The organism is Stenotrophomonas sp. PI_27 (assembly GCF_027854495.1).
Classification (GTDB): domain Bacteria; phylum Pseudomonadota; class Gammaproteobacteria; order Xanthomonadales; family Xanthomonadaceae; genus Stenotrophomonas; species Stenotrophomonas pavanii.
Map to the genome: position 1 here is coordinate 81,345 of NZ_JAJNOF010000016.1, position 22,487 is coordinate 103,831.

Below are 22,487 nucleotides of genomic sequence, written 5' to 3' on the forward strand. Positions count from 1 at the left end.
TTTTCGTTGCTTCCGCGATCAGCGGCGCACGTAGTGCACGAAGCGGAACGCATGGGCGTGCCGTTCGTCGGCCCGGTGCGGCTCGCTGCTCACTTCCTGCCAGTCCTGCACGTCCACTTCGGGGAAATGGGTATCGGCGGGGACTTCGGCATCGACCCAGGTCAGGTACAGGTCGCTGGCCTGGTCCAGCAGCTGACGGAAGATCTCGCCGCCACCGATGATGCACAGCTCGCGGGCGCCCTCGGCTTCGGCAATGGCCTTGGCCTCGTCCAGCGACGCCACCGCGCGCATGCCCTCGAACGGCACCTGGCCGCTGCGGGTCAGCACCAGGTTGGTCCGCCCCGGCAGCGCGCGGCCGATCGACTCGGCCGTCTTGCGCCCCATCAGGATCGGCTTGCCCAGGGTGAGCGCCTTGAAGTGCTTGAAGTCATCCGGCAGGTGCCAGGGCATGGCATTGCCCTGGCCGATGCCACGGTTGCGGTCCAGCGCCACGATCATCGACAGCTTCAAGGCACTCATACCGCCACCGGCGCCTTGATGGCCGGGTGCGGGTCGTAGCCGTCGATGCGGATGTCGTCGAACTGGAAGCCGAACAGGTCGGTCACCTCCGGGTTCAACCACAGCGTCGGCAGCGCGCGCGGTTCACGCGACAACTGCTCGCGCGCCTGTTCGAAGTGGTTCGAATACAGGTGGGCATCGCCCAGGGTGTGCACGAAGTCGCCCACGCCCAGGCCGGTGGCCTGCGCCACCATGTGGGTCAGCAGCGCGTAGCTGGCGATGTTGAACGGCACCCCGAGGAAGATGTCGCCGCTGCGCTGGTACAGCTGGCAGCTGAGCTTGCCGTCCACCACGTAGAACTGGAACAGGTTGTGGCACGGCATCAGCGCCATCTGCGAAAGCTCGCCCACGTTCCAGGCGCTGACCACCAGCCGGCGCGAATCGGGGTTGCGCTTGATCTCTTCCACCAGCCACTGCATCTGGTCGATCTCGCGACCGTCGGCGGTGGCCCAGCTGCGCCACTGCTTGCCGTAGACCGGGCCGAGGTCGCCGTTCTCGTCGGCCCACTCGTCCCAGATCCGCACCTGGTTGTCCTTCAGGTAGCCGATGTTGGTGTCGCCCTTCAGGAACCACAGCAGCTCGTGGATGATCGAGCGCAGGTGCAGTTTCTTGGTGGTGACCAACGGGAAGCCATCGTTGAGGTTGAAGCGCATCTGCCAGCCGAACACGCTGCGGGTGCCGGTACCGGTACGATCACTCTTCTCGGCGCCGTGCTCGAGCACGTGCGCCAGCAGGTCCAGGTAGGCCTTCATGCCTTGCCCCCGGCGGCCACCGGCGGCTGCGGCTGCAGCACCGGCGCGCGGCGCGACATCACCAGCAGCACCAGGCCGAAGGCGATCAGCGGCAGGCTCAGGATCTGGCCGCGGGTCAGCCAGCCGAAGGCCACGTAGACACCGTTGTCGGGCATGCGCACGAATTCGACGGCGAAGCGGAACAGGCCGTACATCAGCGCGAACAGGCCGCCGACCAGATAGCGGTGGCGCGGCTTGGCCGACACCGTCCACAGCACCACGAACATCACCAGGCCTTCCAGGAACGCTTCATACAACTGCGACGGATGGCGGGCGTACGGGTTCAATGCGCCGGTGGCGAACTGCGCCTGCAGGGTGGCAGTGTCGAGCTGGTTCAGCGGGGCCGGCAGGCCCGACGGGAACACCACGCCCCAGGTCCCGTCGGTGTACTTGCCCCACAGCTCGGCACCGATGAAGTTGCCGATGCGGCCGAAGCCCAGGCCCAGCGGCACCAGCGGCGCCATGAAATCCATGGTGTCGAAGAAGTGCAGGCGGTGCTTGCGCGACCACCACCAGCAGGCACCCAGCACGCCGAGCAGGCCGCCGTGGAAGCTCATGCCGCCATCCCAGACCTTGAACAGCAGCAGCGGGTTGTGCAGGAAATCACCCAGCGCGTAGAACAGCATGTAGCCGATGCGGCCGCCCAGCACCACGCCGAGCATGGCGTAGAACAGCAGGTCGGAGAATCCGTTGGCATCGACGCCCGGCAGGCGCCCCGCGGCGATGCGCGTGCGGCCCAGCAGCCAGGCCGCGGTGAAGCCAAGCAGGTACATGATGCCGTACCAATGCACCTTGATCGGCCCCAGCGAAAGGGCGATGGGGTCGATGTCGTGGAAATAGATCATGGAAGGTGCCTTGCGGTTGAACGCCTATTCTCGGGCCAGTGCCGCCCCGGCTCAACCAAGGAGCTGGGGCGTGTTGGGCAGGCCGTCATCGTCTGACCGCGTCGAAGCGGGAAAGTGCCCTTCGATCAGGCTGGAGACCTCATCGATCGCATCCTGCAATGCCTCGACCGGATGGGCGCCGCGCAGGCCCTCGCGCAGGTGGGTGCAGACCCGCTGCCACTGCGCCGGGCTGACCCGGCCGTGCAGGCCACGATCGGCGACGATCTCGATCGCGTGGTCGGCCAGCAGCAGGTAGATCAGCACCCCGTTGTTGTGGGCGGTGTCCCAGGTGCGCAGCCGGGCGAACGCCTGCTCGGCGGCCTGGCGCGGGGTGACCTTGTGCCACAGCGCGGCCAGCGGCAGATCCGCTTCCACCGCGAACATCACCTGCCCGCCGTGGCGCTGCTCGCCGGCCGCGATGGCCTCGGTGATCGCCTGCAACGTGGCCGGCGGGAACGCGCGCCGCACCGAGGGCGAAAATGCATGGCGGAACAGACGTTGGATCATCACCAGCCTCCCGAAGCGCCACCGCCACCGGAACGGCCACCGCCGCCGCCCCAGCCGCCACCGCCGCCGAATCCACCGCCTCCGCCGAAACCGCCTCCCCCGCCCCAGCTGCCACCGCCCCAACCGCCACCGCCGGCAAAGCGGCCCGGGTGCCCGGACAGCATCGCCACGATCAGGCCGACCACGCCGGCCAGGCCACTGGCCAGCAGCGTGGAGGTGAACAGGAACGCCGCCAGCGCCGCACCCGCGCCGCCGAGCAGGCCGCGCAGCGGACGCGGCACGCGCGAGAAGACGCCGCGCAGGATGCTGCCGGCGAACACGCCGAGGAACAGCGCCAGGAACCAGGTGTCGCCGCCAGCGCCGGGCTCGCGCCCGCGATGGCCGCTGACCGGTGCCGGCAGCGGTTCGCCGTCGATCAGCTTGACCAGCACCGCCGTGGCATCGGTGATGCCGCCGGCATAGTCGCCGCTGCGGAAGCGCGGGACCAGGTATTCCTGGATGACCCGGTTGGCGATGGCATCGGGGATGGCGCCTTCAAGACCGTAGCCCGGCTCGATGCGCACGCGCCGGTCATCCTTGGCCACCACCAGCAGCACGCCGTCATCCACGCCCTTGCGGCCGATCTGCCATTGGTCGAAGACCCGCGTGGTGTACTGCGCGATGTCCTCCGGCTGGGTCGTGGGCACCACCAGCACCTGCAGCTGGCTGCCCTTGCGCTGCTGCAGCTCGATCGCCTGCTGCACCAGCGCCTGCTTCTGCGTGGCGTCCAGCGTGCCGGTGGTATCGACCACCGGCGAGTCCAGCGCAGGGATCGGCGCCAGCGGCTGTGCCTGCGCTGCCAGCGGCAGCCACAGCAGCAGGGCCAGCAGCGCGGTGGCCAGGCGCATCGGTCAGTGGCCCGGCTGCGGTGCCGGCTGCTGCTGCGGCGCGTTGCCGAAATCGACCGCTGGTGCGTTGGAGATCTGCGCTTCGTTGTCCACCGTGAAGTTCGGCTTGGTCTTGTAGCCGAAGATCTTGGCGGTGACCACCTGCGGGAACGAACGGATGTAGGTGTTGTAGTCCTGCACCTGCTGGATGTAACGGCCGCGCGCGACCGTGATGCGGTTTTCGGTGCCTTCCAGCTGGGCCTGCAGGTCGCGGAAGTTCTGGTCGGACTTCAGCACCGGGTAGTTCTCGGTGACCACCAGCAGCCGCGACAGTGCGCTGCCGAGTTCACCCTGGGCCTGCTGGAACTGCTTGAGCGAGGCTTCGTCGTCGGCGTTGACGTTGATCTGGCCGACGCGCGAACGGGCGTTGGTGACTTCGGTCAGGACACGCTCTTCCTGGCTGGCAAAGCCCTTCACCGTCTGCACCAGGTTGGGCACCAGATCGGCGCGGCGCTTGTACTGGTTGAGCACTTCGGACCAGCTGGCCTTGACCGCCTCATCCTTCTGCTGGATGGCGTTGTAGCCGCAGCCGGACAGCAGGGAGGCCAGCAGCATCAGGGGCAGGACACGGGTGAACAGGCGCATGGCGGAGGTTCCGGGTGGGCTTGGCGCCGAGCATGCCATGGTCCGGGTGAAAGACCGGCCATCGGGCGCCGCCCCCTCCGCGGTGGTTGGCAAGGAAGCGCTATCGGGATCGGCCGGGAGGGTGGGTCAGCTGGGGGACGCCGTGAATACGTCCATGTAGGCTCGGTCGCGCCATCCATGGCGCTCACGCCCCCAGCCAACCCACCCTCCCGGCCACGGACAATTTCCTGCACACCGCGGGAAGATCAAAACAAAAAATCAAAAGCAAAAGCCGGTTTTTCAGGCATTCGAGTCGATCAAGGTCGACACCTGCCAGAGCGGGACGCCGTTCCGACCGATCGCAGCAATCTGTCGGAGGTGGGGCGGTGTGGGTTGGCAGGACCGTTGGCGCCATGGATGGCGCCATCGAGCCCCCATGGATGGGTTCACGGCGTGTCCTGCCAACCCACACCGCCCCGCCCAACCCTCAGAAAACCAGCGCCGGCTGTTGCGGTTGCTGTTGCTTCGGCCGTTGCCTTGGCCTGTAGCGGGTGCAGGGCTGCAAGCCCTGCCGGCCCCCCCCCTCAGCAGACCTCGGCCACCGCAGTGCGCGGACGCCCCAGCCACGCCAGCAGCAGGCCCGATGCCGCCAGCAGGCCACCGGCCACCGGAATCGCGGCGTAGCCCAGGCCCGAGCTGATCACCGCACCGCCCAGCGCCGCACCCACCGCATTGCCCAGGTTGAACGCCCCCACGTTGATCGACGACGCCAGGCCCGGCGCCTCGCTGGCCACCTGCATCACCCGGATCTGCAGCGGCGGCACAAGGGCGAAGGTCGCCGCGCCGAACAGCAGTACGCCCAGCGCCGCAGTGGCGTGGCTCATGAAGGCCAGCGGCAGCACGAACATCAGCACCGCCAGTACGGCCAGCAGGATGCGGGTGGCGCCATCCAGCGACCAGTCGGCCATGCGCCCGCCGATGCCGTTGCCGAAGGTGAAGCCGATGCCGATCAGTGCCAGCGACATCGCGATGAAGGCATTGGAGGCGCCGGTCAATTCGGTCAGCACCGGTGCGACGTAGGTATAGAGGGTGAACATCGCACCGGCGCCCAGCACGGTGGTGGCCATCGCCAGCAGCACCTGCGGCTGCAGGATCGCCTTCAGTTCGCGGCGCACGTCCGGGCGCGGTCCCGGCGCGGACGCCGGCAGCGCGAAGCCCAGTGCGGTGATCGCGATCAGGCCCAGCGCCGCAGTGCCCGCGAAGGACAGGCGCCAGCCCAGCTGCTGGCCTACCCAGGTCGCCAGCGGCACGCCGCCGATGTTGGCGATGGTCAGGCCCATGAACATGGTGGCCACGGCCGCAGCCTGCTTTTCCTTCGGCACCAGGCTGGCGGCGACTACCGCACCGATGCCGAAGAACGCGCCGTGGTTGAGGCTGGTGACCAGGCGGGACAGCAGCAGCAGTCCGTAGTTGGGGGCCAGCGCGGACAGCAGGTTGCCGACCACGAAGATCGACATCAGCAGCATCAGCGCGGTGCGCTTGCCGAAACGGCCCATCAGCAGGGTCATCACCGGCGCGCCCAGCATCACGCCCACGGCGTAGGCGGTGATCAGCATGCCGGCGGTGGGGATCGAGACCCCCACGCCGTCGGCGATGACCGGCAGCAGGCCCATCGGGGCAAACTCGGTGGTTCCGATGGCGAAGGCGCCAACGGCAAGCGCCAGCAAGGCGGCTCTGGAATTCATGGGGGTTTCCTGGGGGGCGGGAATCGGGAGTGCGTAGCCTGCGCGCTTTGCTGCGCCGGATTAAGCCTCGGCCCGGGAAAACACTGTTGATCCTGATTCACAAGTGGACCCCGCAAATCCGCCATCCGTGCAAAAACCCCTGGGCGGTTGCAGAGCCGGGGCCCCCACAACGCAGAACCCCCGGCCGGGGCCGGGGGTTCTGGGGGAAACGTGTACGCCGGTGGCGTGCTTACCAGTTGCCGGCACCCGGCACGTTGTGCTCGCGGGCGCGGCGGCGCATCAGCAGGTTCAGCCACTCGACCAGCACCGAGAAGCCCATCGCAGCGTAGATGTAGGGCTTGGGCACGTGCACGTCCAGGCCGTCCAGGATCAACACCGCGCCGATCATCAGGATGAAGGCCAGCGCCAGCATCTTCACGGTGGGGTTGGCGTCGATGAAGCGGCCCAGCGGGTTGGCGGCCAGCAGCATCACCAGCACCGACAGCAGGATGGCGGCCACCATCACCGGGATGTGGTCGGCGATGCCGACGGCAGTGATCACCGAGTCCAGCGAGAACACGATGTCGATCACCGCGATCTGCGCGATCACGTAGCCGAACACGGCCGAGGCCTTGGTGGTGCTGGGGTCTTCATCCTCGCCGCCGCTGATCAGCTCCTTGATCTCCATGCAGCCCTTGATGATCAGGAACAGGCCGCCGACGATCAGCACCAGGTCGCGGATGGAGATGCCCATGCCGGCCACGGTGAACAGGTTGGCCGCCATGTGCGCCAGGTAGGCCAGCGAGACAAGCAGGCCGATGCGGGTGATGCAGGCCACCGCGATGCCCAGCTTGCGTGCGAACGGACGACGCTCTTCCGGCAGCTTGCTGACCGCGATGGAAATGAACACCAGGTTGTCGATGCCGAGCACGATTTCCAGCGCGCTGAGCGTGAACAGGGTCACCCAGGCATTGGGGTCGGCGAGGAACTCAAAGGACATGGAAACTCTTCAAGGCAGTGGGGGAATGGGGTTTCAGCCGTAGCTGCCGGCCAGCGCGTGCGGAACCACGACCAGCGCCCAGCACAGCAGCACGTTCATCATCAGCACGAACACCGCCGCCGAGCCCATGTCCTTGGCACGGCCGGCCAGTTCGTGGATCTCGCTGCCGTAGCGTTCGATGACCGCTTCGATGGCCGAGTTGGCCAGCTCCATGGCCAGTACCAGCAGCATCGAGCCGATCAGCAACGCGCGTTCGACCGGGGTCTGGCCCAGCCAGACCGCGGCGGGCGTCAGCAGGATCAGCAGGTACACCTCCAGCCGGAACGACGACTCGTGCAGCCAGGCGGCCCGCAGGCCCTGCCAGGACCAGCGGGCGGCCTGGAAGATGCGGCGAGGGCCGCGCGGCAGATGACCGAACTGATCAGCCACGGGTGGAACGTCCAGCAACAGGGGCGCGGCGCAGCAACCGCTCAGACGCACGGCAGGGAATCATGGGTGCACAGGAATAGGCAGACGGCCGCCATTTTGCCACAAGGCCGCCGGCCCTATCCCCGGCGGCCCGGGCGAATGGCCTGCCAGGGGCAAGCACCGGGCCGCGCCATGCTCCTATGATGGGTCTTCCCTTGCCTGCTGGAGCGCCTGATGTCCCGTCGCCACACCTGCCTGCTGATGCTGGGCCTGCTGACTGCCGCACCGCTTGCCCAGGCCCTGGGCCCGGCCAGGCCGCCGCAGGTGCCCGAACAGGTCTCCAACGTGGCCTGGGCCGGCGACATGGCCCACTTCGCCAGCGCGGACCAGGCGAACCCGCCGCCGCGCGGTGGCATCGAGTTCATCGGCAGCTCCTCCATCCGCTTCTGGGAGAGCCTGGCCACCGATTTCCCCGGCCAGCCGGTGTTCAACCGCGGCTTCGGCGGTTCGGAAGTGCGCGACAGCACCTGGTATGCCGACCGCATCGTGGTGCCGTATGCGCCGTGCAAGGTGTTCTTCTACGCCGGTGACAACGACCTCAACAGCGGCCGCAGCGCCGTGCAGGTGCGCGACGATGTGGTCGCCTTCGTGCAGCGCGTGCACCGCGACCTGCCGAAGACCCGGGTGGAATACCTGTCCATCAAGCCGAGCCCGTCGCGCGCGCACCTGCTGCCGGCAATCAAGGAAGCCAACGCGCTGATCAAGGCTGCGCTGGCCAGGCTGCCCAACACCGGCTTTACCGACATCTACACGCCGATGCTCGGCGCCGACGGCCAGCCGGATGCGACACTGTTCCGCGAGGACATGCTGCACATGACCCCGGCCGGCTACGCGATCTGGACCAAGGCGCTGGCGCCTAAGGTCCACTGCAACTGAGGGACTGCGGACGCCGGGCATGGCCCGGCGCTACCGCAACCCCATCCACGCATGGCGTGGATCTACTGAATCACGGGCAATGGGGTCGGGGGATCAGCGGAAGATCACCGTGGCCTCGGTGCCCTGCCCTGGCTCGCTGGCCAGGCTGACCTTCCAGCCGAAGCGATCACACAGCCTGCGTACGATCGACAGGCCCAGGCCGGTTCCCTGCGGGCGGCTCGGCTCGGCGCGGTAGAACGGCTCGAACGCGCGCGACAGCGCCTCGGCGGACATGCCGATGCCGCTGTCGCGCACCACCACGCGATCGTTGAGCACGTGCACGTCGATGCGCCCTTCGTCGGTGTAGCTGCAGGCGTTGCGCACCAGGTTGCTGACCACCACCTGCAGCACCCGTGGCGGTGCGTGCAGCTGCACCGGGCCTTCGCTGTGCAGGTGCACCGACACTGGCCGGTTGCCCAGCAGTTCGTTGGCGTTGTCCACCTCGTAGCGGACGATGTCGTTGACATCGAACAGCTCGATCTGCGGTTCGACATCGGCCTCGCGCGCCAGGATCAGGAACGCGTCGATCACCGCTTCCATGTCACGGCCGGCACGCTGGATGCGCTGCAGGCTGCGGCGCAGGCGTGGTTGCAGGGTCTCATCGCCCAACGCCATGTCGCTGGCCACGCGGATGACGGTCAACGGCGTGCGCAGCTCGTGGCTGGCATCGCGGGTGAAGTTGCGCTCGCGGGCCACGTGCGCGCTGACCCGGTTGGCCAGCGAATGCAGGGCGGCCGCCAGCTGCCGGGTCTCGCCCTGCATGTCCGCCGGCAGCTTGTTCGGCTCCAGATCGGCCGCTTCGGGGTGGCCCGGGTCCCAGCGCGAGACGCGCCGTGCCAGCCAGTTCACCGGCGACACCAAGCGCTTGGAGGCACGGTAGGTGACCCAGCTGGCGCCATACACCGCCAACAGGGTCAGCAGCACCGGCACGATGCCGAACCAGAACGCCAGCATCTCCGCACGCGAACGCAGGAACACCAGGTACAGGCGGCCGGCCGGACGTACATCGACCAGTACCAGCTGGTCGTCCCCGCGCAGCTCGTGGAACCCCGGCTCCAGGTTGCGCAGGTTGGCCGGCAGGGACAGCGCCGACTGCCCGCTTTCCAGCAGGTAGCCGCGGATGTTCTGGGTGTTGGGCGGTGGCTGTACCGGCGAGGCTTCGTGCAGCGTCCAGTAATAGGCCGCTTCCTCGCGCAGGGCGGCGCCGACCAGGCTGTGCTTGATCACCAGCGAAACCAGCCAGGCACCGAGCAGGATGCCCAGGCTGGCCAGAACTGCCTGCAGGATGAAGGCGATACGGATCTTGCGCGGCAGGCCGTGCGGCATTGCGGGGTCCCGGTCAGAGCGCTGCGATTATAGGCAGCGCGCTGCGCCGTAGTCGTGCACGGAGGATGACCGGCGGCAGCGCCGGCCGGTCATCCGTGCCCGGTGCGGGGTCGTTGCCCGGCCGGGCCTGATGCTGCACCGGCCTGGCCCCGATCAGGCCATCGGCTGGGCGATATCGGCAATGCGGTAACCGGCGCTCTGCACGGTGTGCAGCAGCGGACGGTCGAACGGCTTGTCGATGATCTTGCGCAGGTTGTACAGATGGCTGCGCAGGGTGTCCGAATCCGGCAGGCCATTGCCCCAGATCTCGCGTTCGATCTCCTGGCGGGTGACCACGCGCGGCGATTCGCGCATCAGGATGGTCAGCAGGCGCAGGCCGATCGGCGACAGCTGCAGCTCGGTGCCGGCGCGGGTGGCACGCATGCTGACCGGGTCGAGCACCAGGTCGGCGACCTTCAGCACTTCCGAACCGACCTGGCGGCGTTCGCGACGGATCAGCGCGCGCAGGCGGGCTTCCAGCTCCTGGATCGCGAAGGGCTTGGTCAGGTAGTCATCGGCGCCGAAACCGAGGCCGGTGAGCTTGTCGTCCAGCGTGTCGCGTGCCGTGAGCATCAGCACCGGTGTGGACTTGCGCGCATCGTTGCGCAGGCGACGGCATACTTCGATGCCATCCAGGCGCGGCAACATGAGATCGAGCACCACGACGTCATAGCTGTTCTCCGCCGCAAGGCGGTAGCCATCCAGGCCGTCCTGTGCATAGTCGACTTCGAAGCCGCGACCTTCCAGGTATTCCCCGATCATCTCGGAGATGTTGCGGTTGTCTTCGACCACCAGCACCAAGCCGGAGGTCTCCTTCGTCTGACGCATGTGATTCCCTCTAACTTCAGCTTTGTGAAACATGCCGGATCGACGGTGGACGCGATGTGAAGTTCCGTCAAGAGGGTTGTAAATCGTTCAGAGCAGGGGCCGCAGGAGCGGCCAGACGTTGTCCAGCACCCTCGGTTGCGCCTGCGCCGTGGGGTGCAGGCCATCGGCCTGCATCATGTCCGGCTGCAGGGCCACGCCTTCCAGCAGGAACGGCAGCAGCGGCACCTTGTACTGCGTGGCGAGCGCCTTGTAGGCCGCAGCCAGGCGCTGGCGGTAAGCAGGCCCGTAGTTGGGCGGCACGTCGATGCCCAGCAGCAGCACCTTGGCGCCGGCCTTCTGGCTGGCCTGCACCATCTTTTCCAGGTTGCCTTGCACCTGTGCCGGGGTCAGCCCGCGCAGCGCGTCGTTGCCGCCCAGCGCGATCACCACCACCGTCGGCTTTTCCTTCGCCAGCAGGCCCGGCAGGCGGGTCAGCGCGCCGGCAGTGGTCTCTCCGCTCATGCTGGCATTGACGATGCGCGCCGGTGTTTTCGACTGTTGCCTGACCCGCTGCTGCAGCAGGCTGACCCAGCCGGCGTCGGCGGGGATATTGTGGGCAGCACTGAGGCTGTCGCCGAGGACCAGCACCGTGCCCGCCGGGCCTTTGGCTCCGGCCAGCCCGGGCAGCAGCAATCCCAGCAGCAGCACCATCATCGCGCCGGCTCGCCGGCTCCATCCCGTCTTGCGCATTGGAGTCTCCTCATCGACAGCCTGTCCCCCCGCAGCGCGCCCGTCGCCATCGCCGTCGACCAGGTCGGCAAGTCCGTGCAGGGCCCGGAGGGTGAAGTCCACATACTGGACAACATCACCCTGACCGTCCATGAAGGTACCAGTGTGGCCATCGTCGGTGCCTCGGGGTCCGGCAAGACCACCCTGCTCGGCCTGTTGGCCGGACTGGACCTGCCCAGCCGCGGCCACATCGCGCTGGCGGGCCAGAACCTGGGCGACCTGGATGAGGAAGCTCGGGCCCAGCTGCGCGCGCGCGAGGTAGGCTTCGTGTTCCAGAGCTTCCACCTGCTGCCGGCGCTGACTGCCGCCGAGAACGTCGCGCTGCCGTTGGAACTGGCCGGACGCGAGGACCGCGCACGGGTGGACCAGGTGCTGGCCCAGGTCGGCCTGGCCCATCGCGCCCGCCACTACCCGCGCCAGCTGTCCGGTGGCGAGCAGCAGCGCGTGGCGCTGGCACGTGCCTTCGTCACCCGCCCGCGCATCCTGTTCGCCGACGAACCGACCGGCTCGCTCGACCATGCCACCGGCCAGCACATCAGCGACCTGCTGTTCGAACTCAACGCCGGCAGCGGCACCACCCTCGTCCTGGTCACCCACGACCTGCGCCTGGCCCAGCGCTGCCAGTACATCCACCGCATCGATGACGGCCGCCTGCTGCCGGTCGAGCGCGGGGCGCAGGCATGAAGCTGCTGCGTCACGCGTGGCGCGCGCTGCGCCGCGAAGCCCTGGCCGGCGATCTGCTGACCGTGTTCGCCGCGCTGGTGCTGGGCGTGGCGGTGATGACCGCCGTGGGCACGCTGGTGAACCGGGTCAACCTGGCGCTGACCGGCAGCGCGGCGGAAATGCTCGGCGGCGACCTCGGCATCGCCGGGCGCGATGATCCGCCGCAGGCATTCGCCGACGAGGCGCAACGGCGTGGCCTGGCGCATACCCGCATCGCCAGCTTCGGCAGCGTGCTCTTCAACGGCGATGCCAGCCAGATGGCCAGCATCAAGGCGGTACAGGCGGGTTATCCGCTGCGCGGCACGCTGCGGGTTCGGGCCACGCCCGGCGGGGCGCTGATCACAGGTGCCGGCATGCCGCCCAAGGGCCAGGCCTATGCCGACCCGCGCCTGCTGCAGGGACTGGGCCTGAAGGCCGGCGATGACCTCGAATTCGGCGCCGGCACGCTGCGCATCGCCGGCATCATCGAGGCCGAGCCGGATGCCGGCGGCGACCTGCTGACACTGTCGCCCACCCTGCTGGTCAACCGCGCCGATGTGGAGGGCACCGGCCTCCTCGGTCCCGGCAGCCGCATCAATTACCGGCTGATGTTTGCCGGACCGGCCGATCAGGTTGCCGCCCTGCGCCAGTGGCTGCTGCCGCAGGTCAAGGGCCTGCGCCTGCTGAGCGTGGACGACACCCAGCGCGGCGTGCGCCAGGCGTTCGATCTGGCCGGGCGCTTCCTCGGCCTGAGCGCGCTGCTGGCGGTGCTGCTGGCCGGTGTGGCCACCGCGCTGGCGGCCAACCGCTTCGCGCTGCGCCGCATCGACCAGGTCGCGATCCTCCGCTGCCTGGGCGCGCGCCAGCGCGACATCCTGCTGGGCCTGGCGCTGCAGCTGCTGATGCTGGCGGTGCCGGCCTGCGCGCTCGGCATCGGCCTGGGCATGGCCGCGCAGGAAGGCCTGGTGCAGGTGCTGGGCAGCCTGGTGCCGCAGCGCCTTCCGCTGCCGGAAGCGATGCCGGCACTGACCAGCGCGGGCATTGGCCTGTTGCTGCTGTTCGGCTTCGGCCTGCCGCCGCTGCTGCGCCTGCGCGGGGTACCGCCGATGCGCGTGCTCAACCGTTCCTTCGCCGCCCTGCCGCCGGCGTCGTTGCTGGCCTATGTGGCGGCGCTGGCGGCCAGCCTGCTGCTGGCGGTGCAGGTCACCGGCGATCTGAAACTGGCGCTGTGGGTGCTCGGCGGCCTGGCCGCGCTGGCGCTGGCGGCCGGTGCGGTCGGCTTCGTGCTGCTGCAGCTGCTGCGCGGCCTGCAGCACCGCCTGCATGGCCACTGGCGGCTCGGCCTGGCCGCGCTGACCCGGCGCCGGATGCTGGCAGTGATGCAGCTGGTCGGGCTGTCGCTGTCGTTGTGCGCGCTGTTGCTGCTGGCGGTGACCGGCCCCGGCCTGCTGCAGCAGTGGCGCGAGCGCCTGCCTGCGGATACGCCGAACTACTTCCTGATCAACATCCAGCCCGAGCAACGCGACAGTGTGCTGGCCGCATTGCGTGGACTGGGCGCCGGCGACGCCAGCATCGAGCCGATGGCGACCGGCCGCCTGATCGCGATCAACGGCAAGCCGCCGCTGCGCGTGGACCCGGCCGCCGCCGAAGGGAACGGCACGAGCAACGGCCCCCGCGAGGACGACGACGAGAACCGGCCGTTGAACTTCAGCTGGCGCAGCACGTTCCCGCCCGCCAATGCGCTGCTGGAAGGCCGCTTCTGGCAGGCCGGCAGCACCGCGGCGGAAGCCTCGGTGGAAACCGGCTGGGCGCGGCGCTACGGCGCGCACCTGGGCGATCGCATTACGATTTCCGTAGGCGAGCAGCAGCGCGAGTTCACCGTCACCAGCATCCGCAAGGCCGACTGGAACACGTTCCGGCCGAATTTCTTCGTGCTGTTGAACCCCAACGCGGTGGGCGATACGCCGCACAACCTGCTGTCGGCCTTCCATCTGCCGTCCGGCAACGCGGCCGGGCTGGGCGAGCTGGTGCGCGCGCAGCCGAACCTGTCGCTGCTGGACGTGGACGCGGTGATCTCGCAGGTGCGCGACGTGATGGAGCGCGTGGCGCAGGCGGTGCAACTGGTGATGGTGTTCAGCCTGCTGGCCGGCGTGCTGGTGCTGCTGGCGGCGCTGCAGGCCACCGCCGGCGAGCGCCGCTACGACAGCGCGGTGCTGCGCACGCTGGGTGCGACCCGGCGCCAGCTGCGCGGTGCCGTGCTGGTGGAGTTCGGCGCGTTGGGCACGCTGGCGGCGATGCTGGCGGTGGGCGCGGCCGCAGCGATCGGTGTGGCGGTGTCGCAGAAGGTGTTCGAGCTGCCGTTGCTGCCGCCGTGGCCGGGCCTGCTGATCGGCGGCGTGGTCGGCATCGGGTTGAGCCTGCTGGCGGGCTGGTGGGGTACGCGGGCGATCCTGCATACGCCGCCGGCGTTGGCGCTGCGCGAGGCCTGAATCGGTTGCGCCTCCGGACGGCGTGCCGAGCAGGCTCGGCACCCACCGGAAGCAGGTGGATGCGGTGCCGGGTACGCCCGGCACCCTTCTCCACCGCGGCGATCAGCCTTCCTTCGGCGCCTTTTCCACGTACTTGGCAAACACTTCGTCGATCTGCTTGTCCTTCACCTTCTTGCCAGACTGGATCGCTTCGGCCTGGGTGAACAGCGGAATGATCATCGCCATGCCATCGATCCTGGTCTTCAGGTGCACGCCCGGGGCCTGGCCGAGGAAACCGTCCCAACGCTGGCGCACCTTGGCCCAGTAACCGGCAGTGGCCTTCCAGTAGTCACGCGCCGGGGTGAAGTCGACCTCGGTGGTCTTGACGTAGTCGTTGAAGCCGAACTCGCGGGCGATCTCCACCTGGCTGCCGTCGGCGTTGCGCTGCACCTTGGTGTTGAACTGCTCGTGGGTCCAGCCATTGGGCGTGAGCGTGTGGCGGTTGACCACGGCCAGCGCGTTGTAGTCGCTGCGCTTGGTGTACTCGCGGCGCGGCAACGGGCGCCAGCTCAGGTCGCTGGTCCAGCTCGGCACGTTGTTGGTGTAGGTCCATTTGCCGGTGCCGCAGTAGCGCGGTGCGTCGCTCACTTCGTACACGCACTGGGTCCAGGCGCCCTGGTTCACCGCTGCGGGAATGCGGCGCACCTGCCAGGTCTGGTCGGCGCTGAACTCGAAGCGGCTGTGTGCTTCGTAGACCCAGTCCTGGCGCCAGTGCTTGGTGATGTGGCCGCTCTTCTCATCCAGCAGCAGGTGCTGCAGCACGATGCGCTTCGGCGTGTCCTCGACCACGATCACCAGCTCGTTGCCGCCGCTGCGCATCGCCGGGGCGCGCTCGTAGCCGGGCTTCAGCAGCACGGTCTCGTCGAATGCGAAATCGACGGTGTACTCGCCCTGCAGGGCAAGAATGCTGTCGTGGTCGCGGGCGACGTCGGAGGGCTGCGCGCTGGCCACGCCGCCGGTGGCGAGCAGCAGCAGGACGCTGGCTGTCTGGAGCTTCATCGGGGTCTTCCTTCGGGGTTGCAGATGTAATGAGAGGCCATCGGTGGCCAACGGACATTCGGCCCGCCGCCGATCACAGGCGGATCAGTGGCGGCTCGCCGGGCAGGCGCGCCGCAGGTCGACGTGCGGCATCGGCGCAGCAGCAATCGTCGACGACCAGCTCGCCTTCGGCGCCTTCCAGGCGCGCAATACGTCGCGCGGCGGTCGCGCCCAGCGACGACAGCGTCGACAGGCTGGCCGCCAGCGTGCGGCCGTCGTCGGCGGCATGCAGGCGCAGCGCACACAGCCGCCAGCGCTGGCCACCGAGATGGCCGGCCAGGCGCCGCCACAGGCGCTCGCCGACACTGCCCTCGCTGTCGTGCGCCGGGCCCGGCGGCAGCGCCGCGACCAGCCGGTCCCAGGCCAGGAAATCGCTGTCGGGCAGCAGGTACAGGCGCCACACGCAGCGGCCGCGGCCATCGAGGAAGCACAGGCTTTCGCGCAGGCCTTCGCTGTCCACGCCCTGGCAGGCGTGCACGCGTACGGCCTGCCGCCAGCCCCCCAGCTCGTTGCCATCGGCGTGGTACAGGCACAGCACGGTGCCGAGCGTGGCCAGCTGTGCCGGGGTCGGCCAGGCCGCGCTGTGCAGCGCGGCGATGGTGTCATTCCTGCGTGCGGACAGTGCTCGGCTCATGGGGTCACCAGGAAACGGCAAGGCTGGCGGAGAAGGTGCGGCCCGGGCTGGTGTAGCGATCCAGCACGCGGCTGGTCGGCGACAGTGTCGAGCCCACGTTGGACCAGTCGATGTAGCGCTTGTCGCCCAGGTTGAACACACCGACGTTGAAAGTGGCGCCCGGCGCGAAGTTCCAGTGCGCCATCAGGTCGGCCACACCGTAGCCGGCCGGGCGGTACACCGTCGCTGCGGTGACGCGGTCCTTGCGCTTGACGAAGGTACCGGCCAGTTCGACGCCCCAGGTATCGGTGTCGTACATCAGGCCGACGCTACCGCGCAGCGGGTCGACCGAATCCAGCGGCGTGTCTTCGGTCTTGTTGTCGCCGCGCGACCAGGCCACCGCACTGCGCAGTGCCCAGCCCTGCAGGCCCGGGCTGATCTGGCCGAAGTCGACGCCGGCCTTCAGTTCAGCACCGTAGATGCGCGCATCGGCGATGTTGCGCGACTGGAACACCATCAGGCCCTGCGCGTTGGTGCCGACCAGCGACTGCGACTCGATGAAGTCCTTGTACTCGTTGTAGTAGCCGCTGACGCTGACGTAGGCCACCGGCGACAGGAAGCGCAGGCCCAGCTCCAGGCCATCACTGGTTTCCGGCTTCAGGTCCGGATTGGGAATGGCGGTGTAGCCGAAGGCGAAGTTGGTGAAACCGAGGTTGACGTCGTTGTACGGCGGCGAGCGGAAGCCACGCGAGTAGCCGGCGAACAGCGACCATTCGTCGGTGAAGCGATAGACCATGCCCAGCTTCGGCGAGACGCTGGTCTTGGTCAGCCTGGCCACCGCAACGCCGGGATTGTCCTCGGCGAAGATGCTGTCCACTTCCGGCTTCAGTTCGTAGCGGTCCACGCGCACGCCCGGCACCAGCGACAGCTTGCCGCCGGCCATGCGCATTTCATCCTGCGCGTACAGGCCCAGCTCGGTGGTCTTGCTGATCGGGAAATCGCGTACCGGGAAGGCGTCGGGCAGGATGGTGGTGCTGGTCTGGCCATTGGCCAGCACCTGGTAGCCGTCGCGCTTCTGGCGGATCTCGGTACGCGCGCCCTCGAAGCCGTAGGTCAGCGCGTGTTCGACACTGCCGGTGCTGAACGCCTTGTTGAACTGTGCCTGCAGGCCGTAGACACGCTGGTCGAAATTGAACGCGCGGTGGCGACGGCTGCGGTTGGCACGGTCTTCGTCGGTGACCTGGGTGGTCTCGCTGTGCTGGGTATACAGCTGCCAGTGCAGGCTGTCGGCGAAGCCCTTGTCCAGCGCATCCATTTCATGGGCGAACGACACGCGGGTGCGGTTCTGGGTATCGCGTGCCTTCATGCCGGTAGTGGTGGTGCGGTCGATCGAGGACAGCACGTGGGTATCGGTGGTGTCTTCGTTGCCTTCCACGGTCAGGCGGAAACGCTGGTCTTCACTGGGCGCATAGACCAGCTTGGCCAGGCCGCTGCGACCGTCGCGGTCCTGCGGGTTGGGCGCAGTGCGGGTGTTGTCGAGGCTGCGCACATCGCCCTTGTTGCCGGTTTCCTGGCCCTGGCGATGGTTGAGGTTGACCATGCCGCTCCAGTGCTCGCCACCAAACGCGCCGGTCACGCCGCCGAGCAGGCCCTTCCACTCGCCGTCGTAGCCGAACTTCAGGCCGACGTAGCTGTCCTTGCCATCCTTCAGGTAATCGGCCGGATCCTTGGTGACGAAGGCGACCACGCCCCCGAGCGCATCGGAGCCATACAGCGAGCTGGCCGGACCGCGCACGATCTCCACGCGCTTGAGCGTGTCCAGATCGGTGAAGTTGCGGTTGGCGTTGGAGAACGAACCGATCGCGAAGCTGGTGGGCATGGCGATGCCGTCGGTCTGCACGCGCACACGGTTGCCGTCCAGGCCGCGGATGCGGATGCTGCCAAGGCCGAAGCGCGCGGCACTGCGGCTGACCGACAGGCCCGGCTCGTAGCGCAGCAGGTCCTTGATGTCCTGCACCAGGTGCCGGTCCATCTGCTCGCGGTCGATGACATCGACGGTGGCCGCCACGTCACTGACCGCCCGCTCGGTGCGGGTGGCGGTGACCTGCACGCGGTCGAATTCGCGCGCATCGGGTGCGGCGGTGGCCGCGTCAGCAGCATGGGCGGACAGCGGCAGGGCCATCCAGACGGCAACGCAAAGGGCGGTAGGGCGGGTCATCGGGTTCGTTCGGTCAGGCAGGGGAACCCCCGGTTACCGGCACACCCGGAAGGTGCACGCGGTAGACCGGGGGGGAGAGAGCGGGAGCGGACGGGTCGCCCACCCTGCCGGCGCGGCCGGCAGGAGGGAGGGCGGGCGGGCGACCAGGCCGCGATTACTTGGTCAGGATCAGCTTGTCGTTGCTGGTGTGCCGCAGGCGATAGAAGCGGTCGCCGTGCTGGATCAGGATTTCACGACGGCCCTTGAGCAGGGCCTCGCTGTCGATGACCTCTTCCGGCGGAACGAAACGGACCGGGCGATCGCGGAGGGTCAGCGTTTCGGGGCGCAGCAGTACAGGTTGAGCATTCATGAGCATCTGGACTCGTGCGAGGGACGAGTTAAATGATAATGATTCTCAGTTGACAATCAACAACCATTCTCAATTTGATTGATGAGATTAATGATCGAATTCTGAAATTCGATAGATCATGTCAATCAAAGGACGACGCAGCCGTGTAGAGTCGACTGTCAGTCGACTGCGGTTGCTCGAAGCCGTCGGTCATTCGAAGCAGTCGACTGACAGTCGACTCTACCGTTCCCGTTCCCGTTCCCTCGGCCGAGCCGTCCCGACCGAGCCCCAGGCCCGGTCGGCCCTGGGGTTCAGGCGAAGGCGGCTTCGACGTCGGCCCAGGCGGCCGCGTCGACCTGCTCCAGCACGTCCAGTGCCTGCAGGTTCTGCAGCAGCTGGCTGACCCGGCTGGCGCCGAGGATCACGCTGGAGACGTTCGGGTTGCGCAGGCACCAGGCGATGGCCAGCGTGGCCGGCGCCTGCCCCAGTGCGCGCGCGACCGCACTGAAGCGGCGCACCTGGGCCAGGCGGGCCTCGGTGTCGTCACCCAGCACCAGCGCCTGCAGCCATTCCATGCCCTCGCGGCCCAGCCGCGCATCGGCCGGGATGCCCTGGTCGTACTTGCCGGTCAGCAGGCCCGAGGCCAGCGGCGAGAAGATGGTGGTGCCCAGCCCGGCACCGGCATACAGCGGCGCGTACTCGACCTCGACACGCTCGCGGTGCAGCAGGTTGTACTGCGGCTGTTCCATCGACGGGCCCTGCAGGTTGTGCGCTTCGGCGATGTCCAGCGCCTGCTGGATCTGCGCCGCCGACCACTCCGAGGTGCCCCAGTAGAGGATCTTGCCCTGCCGCACCAGGGTGTCCATGGCGTGCACGGTCTCGGCGATCGGCGCGTCCGGATCCGGCCGGTGGCAGTAGTAGAGGTCCAGGTACTCCACCCGCAGGCGCTTGAGCGCGGCGTGGCAGGCATCGGTCACATGCTTGCGCGACAGGCCGCGCTGGGTCGGCCGTGGGTCCTTGGCGCTGCCGAAGAACACCTTGCTGGAGACGCAGATGCCGTCGCGCGGCAGGCGCAGGTCGGCGATCACATCGCCCATCACCTGTTCGGCGCGGCCGTTGGCATAGCCCTCGGCGTTGTCGAAGAAGTTGACGCCGTGGTCCCAGGCGGCCGCCACCAGGTTGCGGGCCTCGTCGCGCGGGATCTGGTCACCGAAGGTCACCCAGGCGCCGAAGGACAGGGCGGAAATCGGCAGGCCGGTAGAGCCCAGGCGACGGTATTGCATGCGAATCTCCTGCTGCGGGCCCGCATCCGGGCCGGGATCGAACCCCATTCTACCTGCCGTCGCCGGCCGCAAGCCCTTGCCGTTGCTGGCCCGATCGGTACCGTTGGGTGCGCGCACGCTGCTTTTTCTTGCCCCGGCCCCTGCCCTGCACTAGGCTTCCCGTTTTTCGCGACGCCCCAGGGGAGTCACTCACATGGTCGAAGGTTTGGGCAGGATCGGCTTCGGCCTGTTCGGGTTGGCGGTGCTGATCGGCATCACCTGGTTGTTTTCCAACAACAAGCGTGCAGTTGACTGGAAGCTGGTTGCCACCGGTATCACCCTGCAGATCGCCTTTGCGGCGCTGGTGATCCTGGTGCCGGGCGGGCGCGACGTGTTCGATGCGCTGGGCAAGGGCTTCGTCAAGATCCTCAGCTTCGTCAACGAGGGCTCGGGCTTCATCTTCGGCTCGTTGATGGACACCAAGAACTACGGCTTCATCTTCGCCTTCCAGGTGCTGCCGACCATCATCTTCTTCTCGGCGCTGATGGGGGTGATGTACCACCTCAACGTCATGCAGGCGATCGTGCGCGTGATGGCCTGGTCGATCACCAAGGTGATGCGCGTGTCCGGCGCGGAAACCACCAGCGTCTGCGCCAGCGTCTTCATCGGCCAGACCGAGGCGCCGCTGACCGTGCGCCCGTACATCGCCAGGATGACCCAGTCCGAGCTGCTGACCATGATGATCGGCGGCATGGCGCACATCGCCGGCGGCGTGCTGGCGGCCTACGTGGGCATGCTCGGCGGTGGCGACCCGGCGCAGCAGGCCTTCTACGCCAAGCACCTGCTGGCAGCGAGCATCATGGCCGCACCGGCCACCCTGGTCGTGGCCAAGCTGCTGATTCCGGAAACCGGCACCCCGCTGACCCGCGGCACGGTGAAGATGGAAGTCGAAAAGACCTCCAGCAACATCATCGATGCGGCCGCTGCCGGTGCCGGCGACGGCCTGAAGCTGGCGCTGAACATCGGCGCGATGCTGCTGGCCTTCATCGCCCTGATCGCGCTGCTGAACGCCCCGCTGACCTGGTTCGGCGAGGTGACCGGCCTGGCCGCTGCCATCGGCAAGCCGACCAACCTGTCGACCATCTTCGGCTACGTGCTGGCCCCGATCGCCTGGGTGATCGGCACGCCGTGGGCCGACGCCACCACCGTCGGCTCGCTGATCGGCCAGAAGGTCGTGATCAACGAGTTCGTCGCCTACACCGAGCTGTCGCAGATCGTGAACGGCCAGATCCCCGGCGTGAGCCTGTCCGCCGAAGGTCGCCTGATTGCCACCTATGCACTGTGCGGCTTTGCCAACTTCAGCTCGATCGCGATCCAGATCGGCGGCATCGGCGGCCTGGCCCCGGAACGTCGCCACGACCTGGCCAAGTTCGGCCTGCGCGCGGTGCTGGGCGGTACCATTGCCACCTTCATGACGGCGACCATCGCCGGCGTGCTCACGCACTTCAGTTGAACCCCTGGTTGAGAAAAGATTTCCTATGAGCAGCAGTGTCGTTGTCGTCGGTTCCTTCAATGTCGATCACGTGTGGCGGTGCGAGTCGCTGCCGGCACCGGGTGCGACCATTGCCGGCCGCTACAGCACCGGCCCCGGGGGCAAGGGCTTCAACCAGGCCGTGGCGGCCTGCCGCGCCGGTGCCCAGACGCACTTCGTGTGCGCCTTGGGCGATGACGCCGGTGGCGCCACTGCGCGTGAACTGGCTGCGCAGGATGGCTTCGCGCTGATCGCCGAGGCCAGCAGCGAGCCGACCGGCACCGCCGGCATCTACGTGGATGCGCGTGGCCGCAACACGATCGTGATCGGACCGGGCGCCAACGCCGCGCTGGGCACCGATTTCCTGCAACAGCAGCAGGCCCTGCTGACCGGTGCCAAGGTGGTGCTGGTGCAGCTGGAATCGCCGGTGCAGACCATCGAAGCGGCGCTGGCCACGGCCCGCGAGGCCGGTGTCACCACCGTGCTCAACACCGCGCCGGCCGATGCGCCCTCGACCATCGGCCTGCTCAAGCTGGCCGATGTGATCACCCCGAACGAGACCGAGTTCGCCGCCCTGCTCGGCCGCCATGTCGGTGAGCGCGTGGATGCCAACGACGTCGCCGCGCTGGATGGCGCCAGCCTGCACGCGCTGTGCCGCAAGCTGGTCGGCAACGGTACCGTGGTGGTGACGCTGGGTTCGGTGGGCGTGTTCGTCTCGCACGCCGACGAGAACCTGCGCGGCGACACCCAGCCGTACTACCGCGTCGGTGCCGAACAGGTGCAGGCCATCGACACCACCGGTGCCGGTGATGCCTTCAACGGTGCGCTGGCTGCGTCGCTGGCACAGGTGGCCGATGCACCGTTCGCCCGCCACGTACGCTTCGCCAACCAGTTCGCCGGTCGTTCGACCGAGAAGGAAGGCGCCGCTGCAGCGATGCCGCGCTTCACCCCGGCCGATTCCGAAGCCAA

The 22,487-nt window shown here is 68.1% G+C and carries 22 protein-coding genes; 5 read left to right on the plus strand and 17 right to left on the minus strand.

The features are described 5' to 3' along the window. Window positions 1-18 precede the first annotated feature (18 nt). The 9 genes from LRM18_RS17745 to LRM18_RS17785 form a co-directional block, all read right to left on the minus strand. A complete protein-coding gene (locus LRM18_RS17745; protein ID WP_270955173.1) occupies window positions 19-510 on the minus strand; it encodes a dihydrofolate reductase in 492 nt (163 codons plus the stop codon). 5 nt (window positions 511-515) lie between these two features. Beyond that, window positions 516-1,310: a thymidylate synthase gene (locus tag LRM18_RS17750; protein WP_270955155.1), complete on the minus strand. Its 795-nt coding sequence runs from the start codon at window positions 1,308-1,310 to the stop codon at window positions 516-518. Continuing rightward, on the minus strand, window positions 1,307-2,194 hold the full coding sequence (lgt, locus tag LRM18_RS17755; RefSeq protein ID WP_053506405.1) for a prolipoprotein diacylglyceryl transferase: 888 nt from the start codon (window positions 2,192-2,194) through the stop codon (window positions 1,307-1,309). Before lgt ends, LRM18_RS17750 begins: the two co-directional genes overlap by 4 nt. Before the next feature lie 51 nt (window positions 2,195-2,245). Beyond that, window positions 2,246-2,740: a TPM domain-containing protein gene (locus LRM18_RS17760; RefSeq protein WP_049470590.1), complete on the minus strand. Its 495-nt coding sequence runs from the start codon at window positions 2,738-2,740 to the stop codon at window positions 2,246-2,248. Further along, window positions 2,740-3,627, minus strand: a complete 888-nt coding sequence (locus LRM18_RS17765; protein ID WP_270955156.1) for a TPM domain-containing protein — start codon at window positions 3,625-3,627, stop codon at window positions 2,740-2,742. The genes LRM18_RS17760 and LRM18_RS17765 overlap by 1 nt, the downstream gene beginning before the upstream one ends. A gap of 3 nt (window positions 3,628-3,630) precedes the next feature. Then, complete coding sequence (locus tag LRM18_RS17770) at window positions 3,631-4,251, minus strand: LemA family protein (protein WP_049404134.1); 621 nt, start codon at window positions 4,249-4,251, stop codon at window positions 3,631-3,633. A 563-nt stretch (window positions 4,252-4,814) separates the two neighbouring features. Continuing rightward, complete coding sequence (locus LRM18_RS17775) at window positions 4,815-5,975, minus strand: MFS transporter (RefSeq protein WP_270955157.1); 1,161 nt, start codon at window positions 5,973-5,975, stop codon at window positions 4,815-4,817. Window positions 5,976-6,204: 229 nt separating this feature from the next. Next, complete coding sequence (locus LRM18_RS17780) at window positions 6,205-6,954, minus strand: TerC family protein (RefSeq protein WP_005408127.1); 750 nt, start codon at window positions 6,952-6,954, stop codon at window positions 6,205-6,207. Window positions 6,955-6,987: 33 nt separating this feature from the next. Continuing rightward, entirely contained in the window at window positions 6,988-7,383 is a 396-nt protein-coding gene (locus tag LRM18_RS17785) for a diacylglycerol kinase (protein ID WP_064237688.1), read from the minus strand. 213 nt (window positions 7,384-7,596) lie between these two features. Between LRM18_RS17785 and LRM18_RS17790 the strand changes: the two genes are divergently transcribed. Next, complete coding sequence (locus tag LRM18_RS17790) at window positions 7,597-8,298, plus strand: SGNH/GDSL hydrolase family protein (protein WP_049466550.1); 702 nt, start codon at window positions 7,597-7,599, stop codon at window positions 8,296-8,298. Between the two features lie 93 nt (window positions 8,299-8,391). On the opposite strand, the gene LRM18_RS17795 is transcribed toward LRM18_RS17790, so the two are convergent. The 3 genes from LRM18_RS17795 to LRM18_RS17805 all read right to left on the minus strand — a co-directional run bounded on the left by LRM18_RS17795 (window position 8,392) and on the right by LRM18_RS17805 (window position 11,259). Then, window positions 8,392-9,663: a HAMP domain-containing sensor histidine kinase gene (locus LRM18_RS17795; RefSeq protein WP_053462197.1), complete on the minus strand. Its 1,272-nt coding sequence runs from the start codon at window positions 9,661-9,663 to the stop codon at window positions 8,392-8,394. Between the two features lie 153 nt (window positions 9,664-9,816). Then, entirely contained in the window at window positions 9,817-10,530 is a 714-nt protein-coding gene (locus tag LRM18_RS17800; protein WP_002811889.1) for a response regulator transcription factor, read from the minus strand. 87 nt (window positions 10,531-10,617) lie between these two features. Then, window positions 10,618-11,259, minus strand: a complete 642-nt coding sequence (locus tag LRM18_RS17805; protein ID WP_270955167.1) for an arylesterase — start codon at window positions 11,257-11,259, stop codon at window positions 10,618-10,620. A 75-nt stretch (window positions 11,260-11,334) separates the two neighbouring features. Here LRM18_RS17805 and LRM18_RS17810 point away from each other — a divergent pair, with 75 nt between their 5' ends. Both LRM18_RS17810 and LRM18_RS17815 read left to right on the plus strand, forming a co-directional pair. Beyond that, a complete protein-coding gene (locus tag LRM18_RS17810) occupies window positions 11,335-11,982 on the plus strand; it encodes an ATP-binding cassette domain-containing protein (protein WP_053462195.1) in 648 nt (215 codons plus the stop codon). Next, window positions 11,979-14,489 carry an FtsX-like permease family protein gene (locus LRM18_RS17815; protein ID WP_270955168.1) on the plus strand — a complete coding sequence of 837 codons (2,511 nt, stop codon included), beginning with the start codon at window positions 11,979-11,981 and terminating at the stop codon, window positions 14,487-14,489. The genes LRM18_RS17810 and LRM18_RS17815 overlap by 4 nt, the downstream gene beginning before the upstream one ends. A gap of 102 nt (window positions 14,490-14,591) precedes the next feature. On the opposite strand, the gene LRM18_RS17820 is transcribed toward LRM18_RS17815, so the two are convergent. From LRM18_RS17820 to LRM18_RS17840, 5 genes are all read right to left on the minus strand, one after another. Further along, on the minus strand, window positions 14,592-15,527 hold the full coding sequence (locus LRM18_RS17820; RefSeq protein ID WP_270955169.1) for a DUF6607 family protein: 936 nt from the start codon (window positions 15,525-15,527) through the stop codon (window positions 14,592-14,594). A 73-nt stretch (window positions 15,528-15,600) separates the two neighbouring features. Beyond that, entirely contained in the window at window positions 15,601-16,200 is a 600-nt protein-coding gene (locus tag LRM18_RS17825) for a hypothetical protein (RefSeq protein ID WP_049466538.1), read from the minus strand. A gap of 4 nt (window positions 16,201-16,204) precedes the next feature. Beyond that, window positions 16,205-18,397 carry a TonB-dependent hemoglobin/transferrin/lactoferrin family receptor gene (locus LRM18_RS17830; RefSeq protein ID WP_281058430.1) on the minus strand — a complete coding sequence of 731 codons (2,193 nt, stop codon included), beginning with the start codon at window positions 18,395-18,397 and terminating at the stop codon, window positions 16,205-16,207. Between the two features lie 154 nt (window positions 18,398-18,551). Beyond that, window positions 18,552-18,746 (minus strand): hemin uptake protein HemP, encoded by a 195-nt coding sequence (locus LRM18_RS17835; RefSeq protein ID WP_270955170.1) that lies wholly within the window; start codon window positions 18,744-18,746, stop codon window positions 18,552-18,554. A 290-nt stretch (window positions 18,747-19,036) separates the two neighbouring features. Next, a complete protein-coding gene (locus LRM18_RS17840; protein WP_270955171.1) occupies window positions 19,037-20,008 on the minus strand; it encodes an aldo/keto reductase in 972 nt (323 codons plus the stop codon). 193 nt (window positions 20,009-20,201) lie between these two features. Between LRM18_RS17840 and LRM18_RS17845 the strand changes: the two genes are divergently transcribed. Beyond that, a complete protein-coding gene (locus LRM18_RS17845) occupies window positions 20,202-21,500 on the plus strand; it encodes a nucleoside transporter C-terminal domain-containing protein (RefSeq protein WP_049466534.1) in 1,299 nt (432 codons plus the stop codon). A gap of 25 nt (window positions 21,501-21,525) precedes the next feature. Further along, window positions 21,526-22,487 (plus strand): ribokinase (locus tag LRM18_RS17850; protein WP_270955172.1); only part of this gene is annotated, 962 nt, incomplete at its 3' end.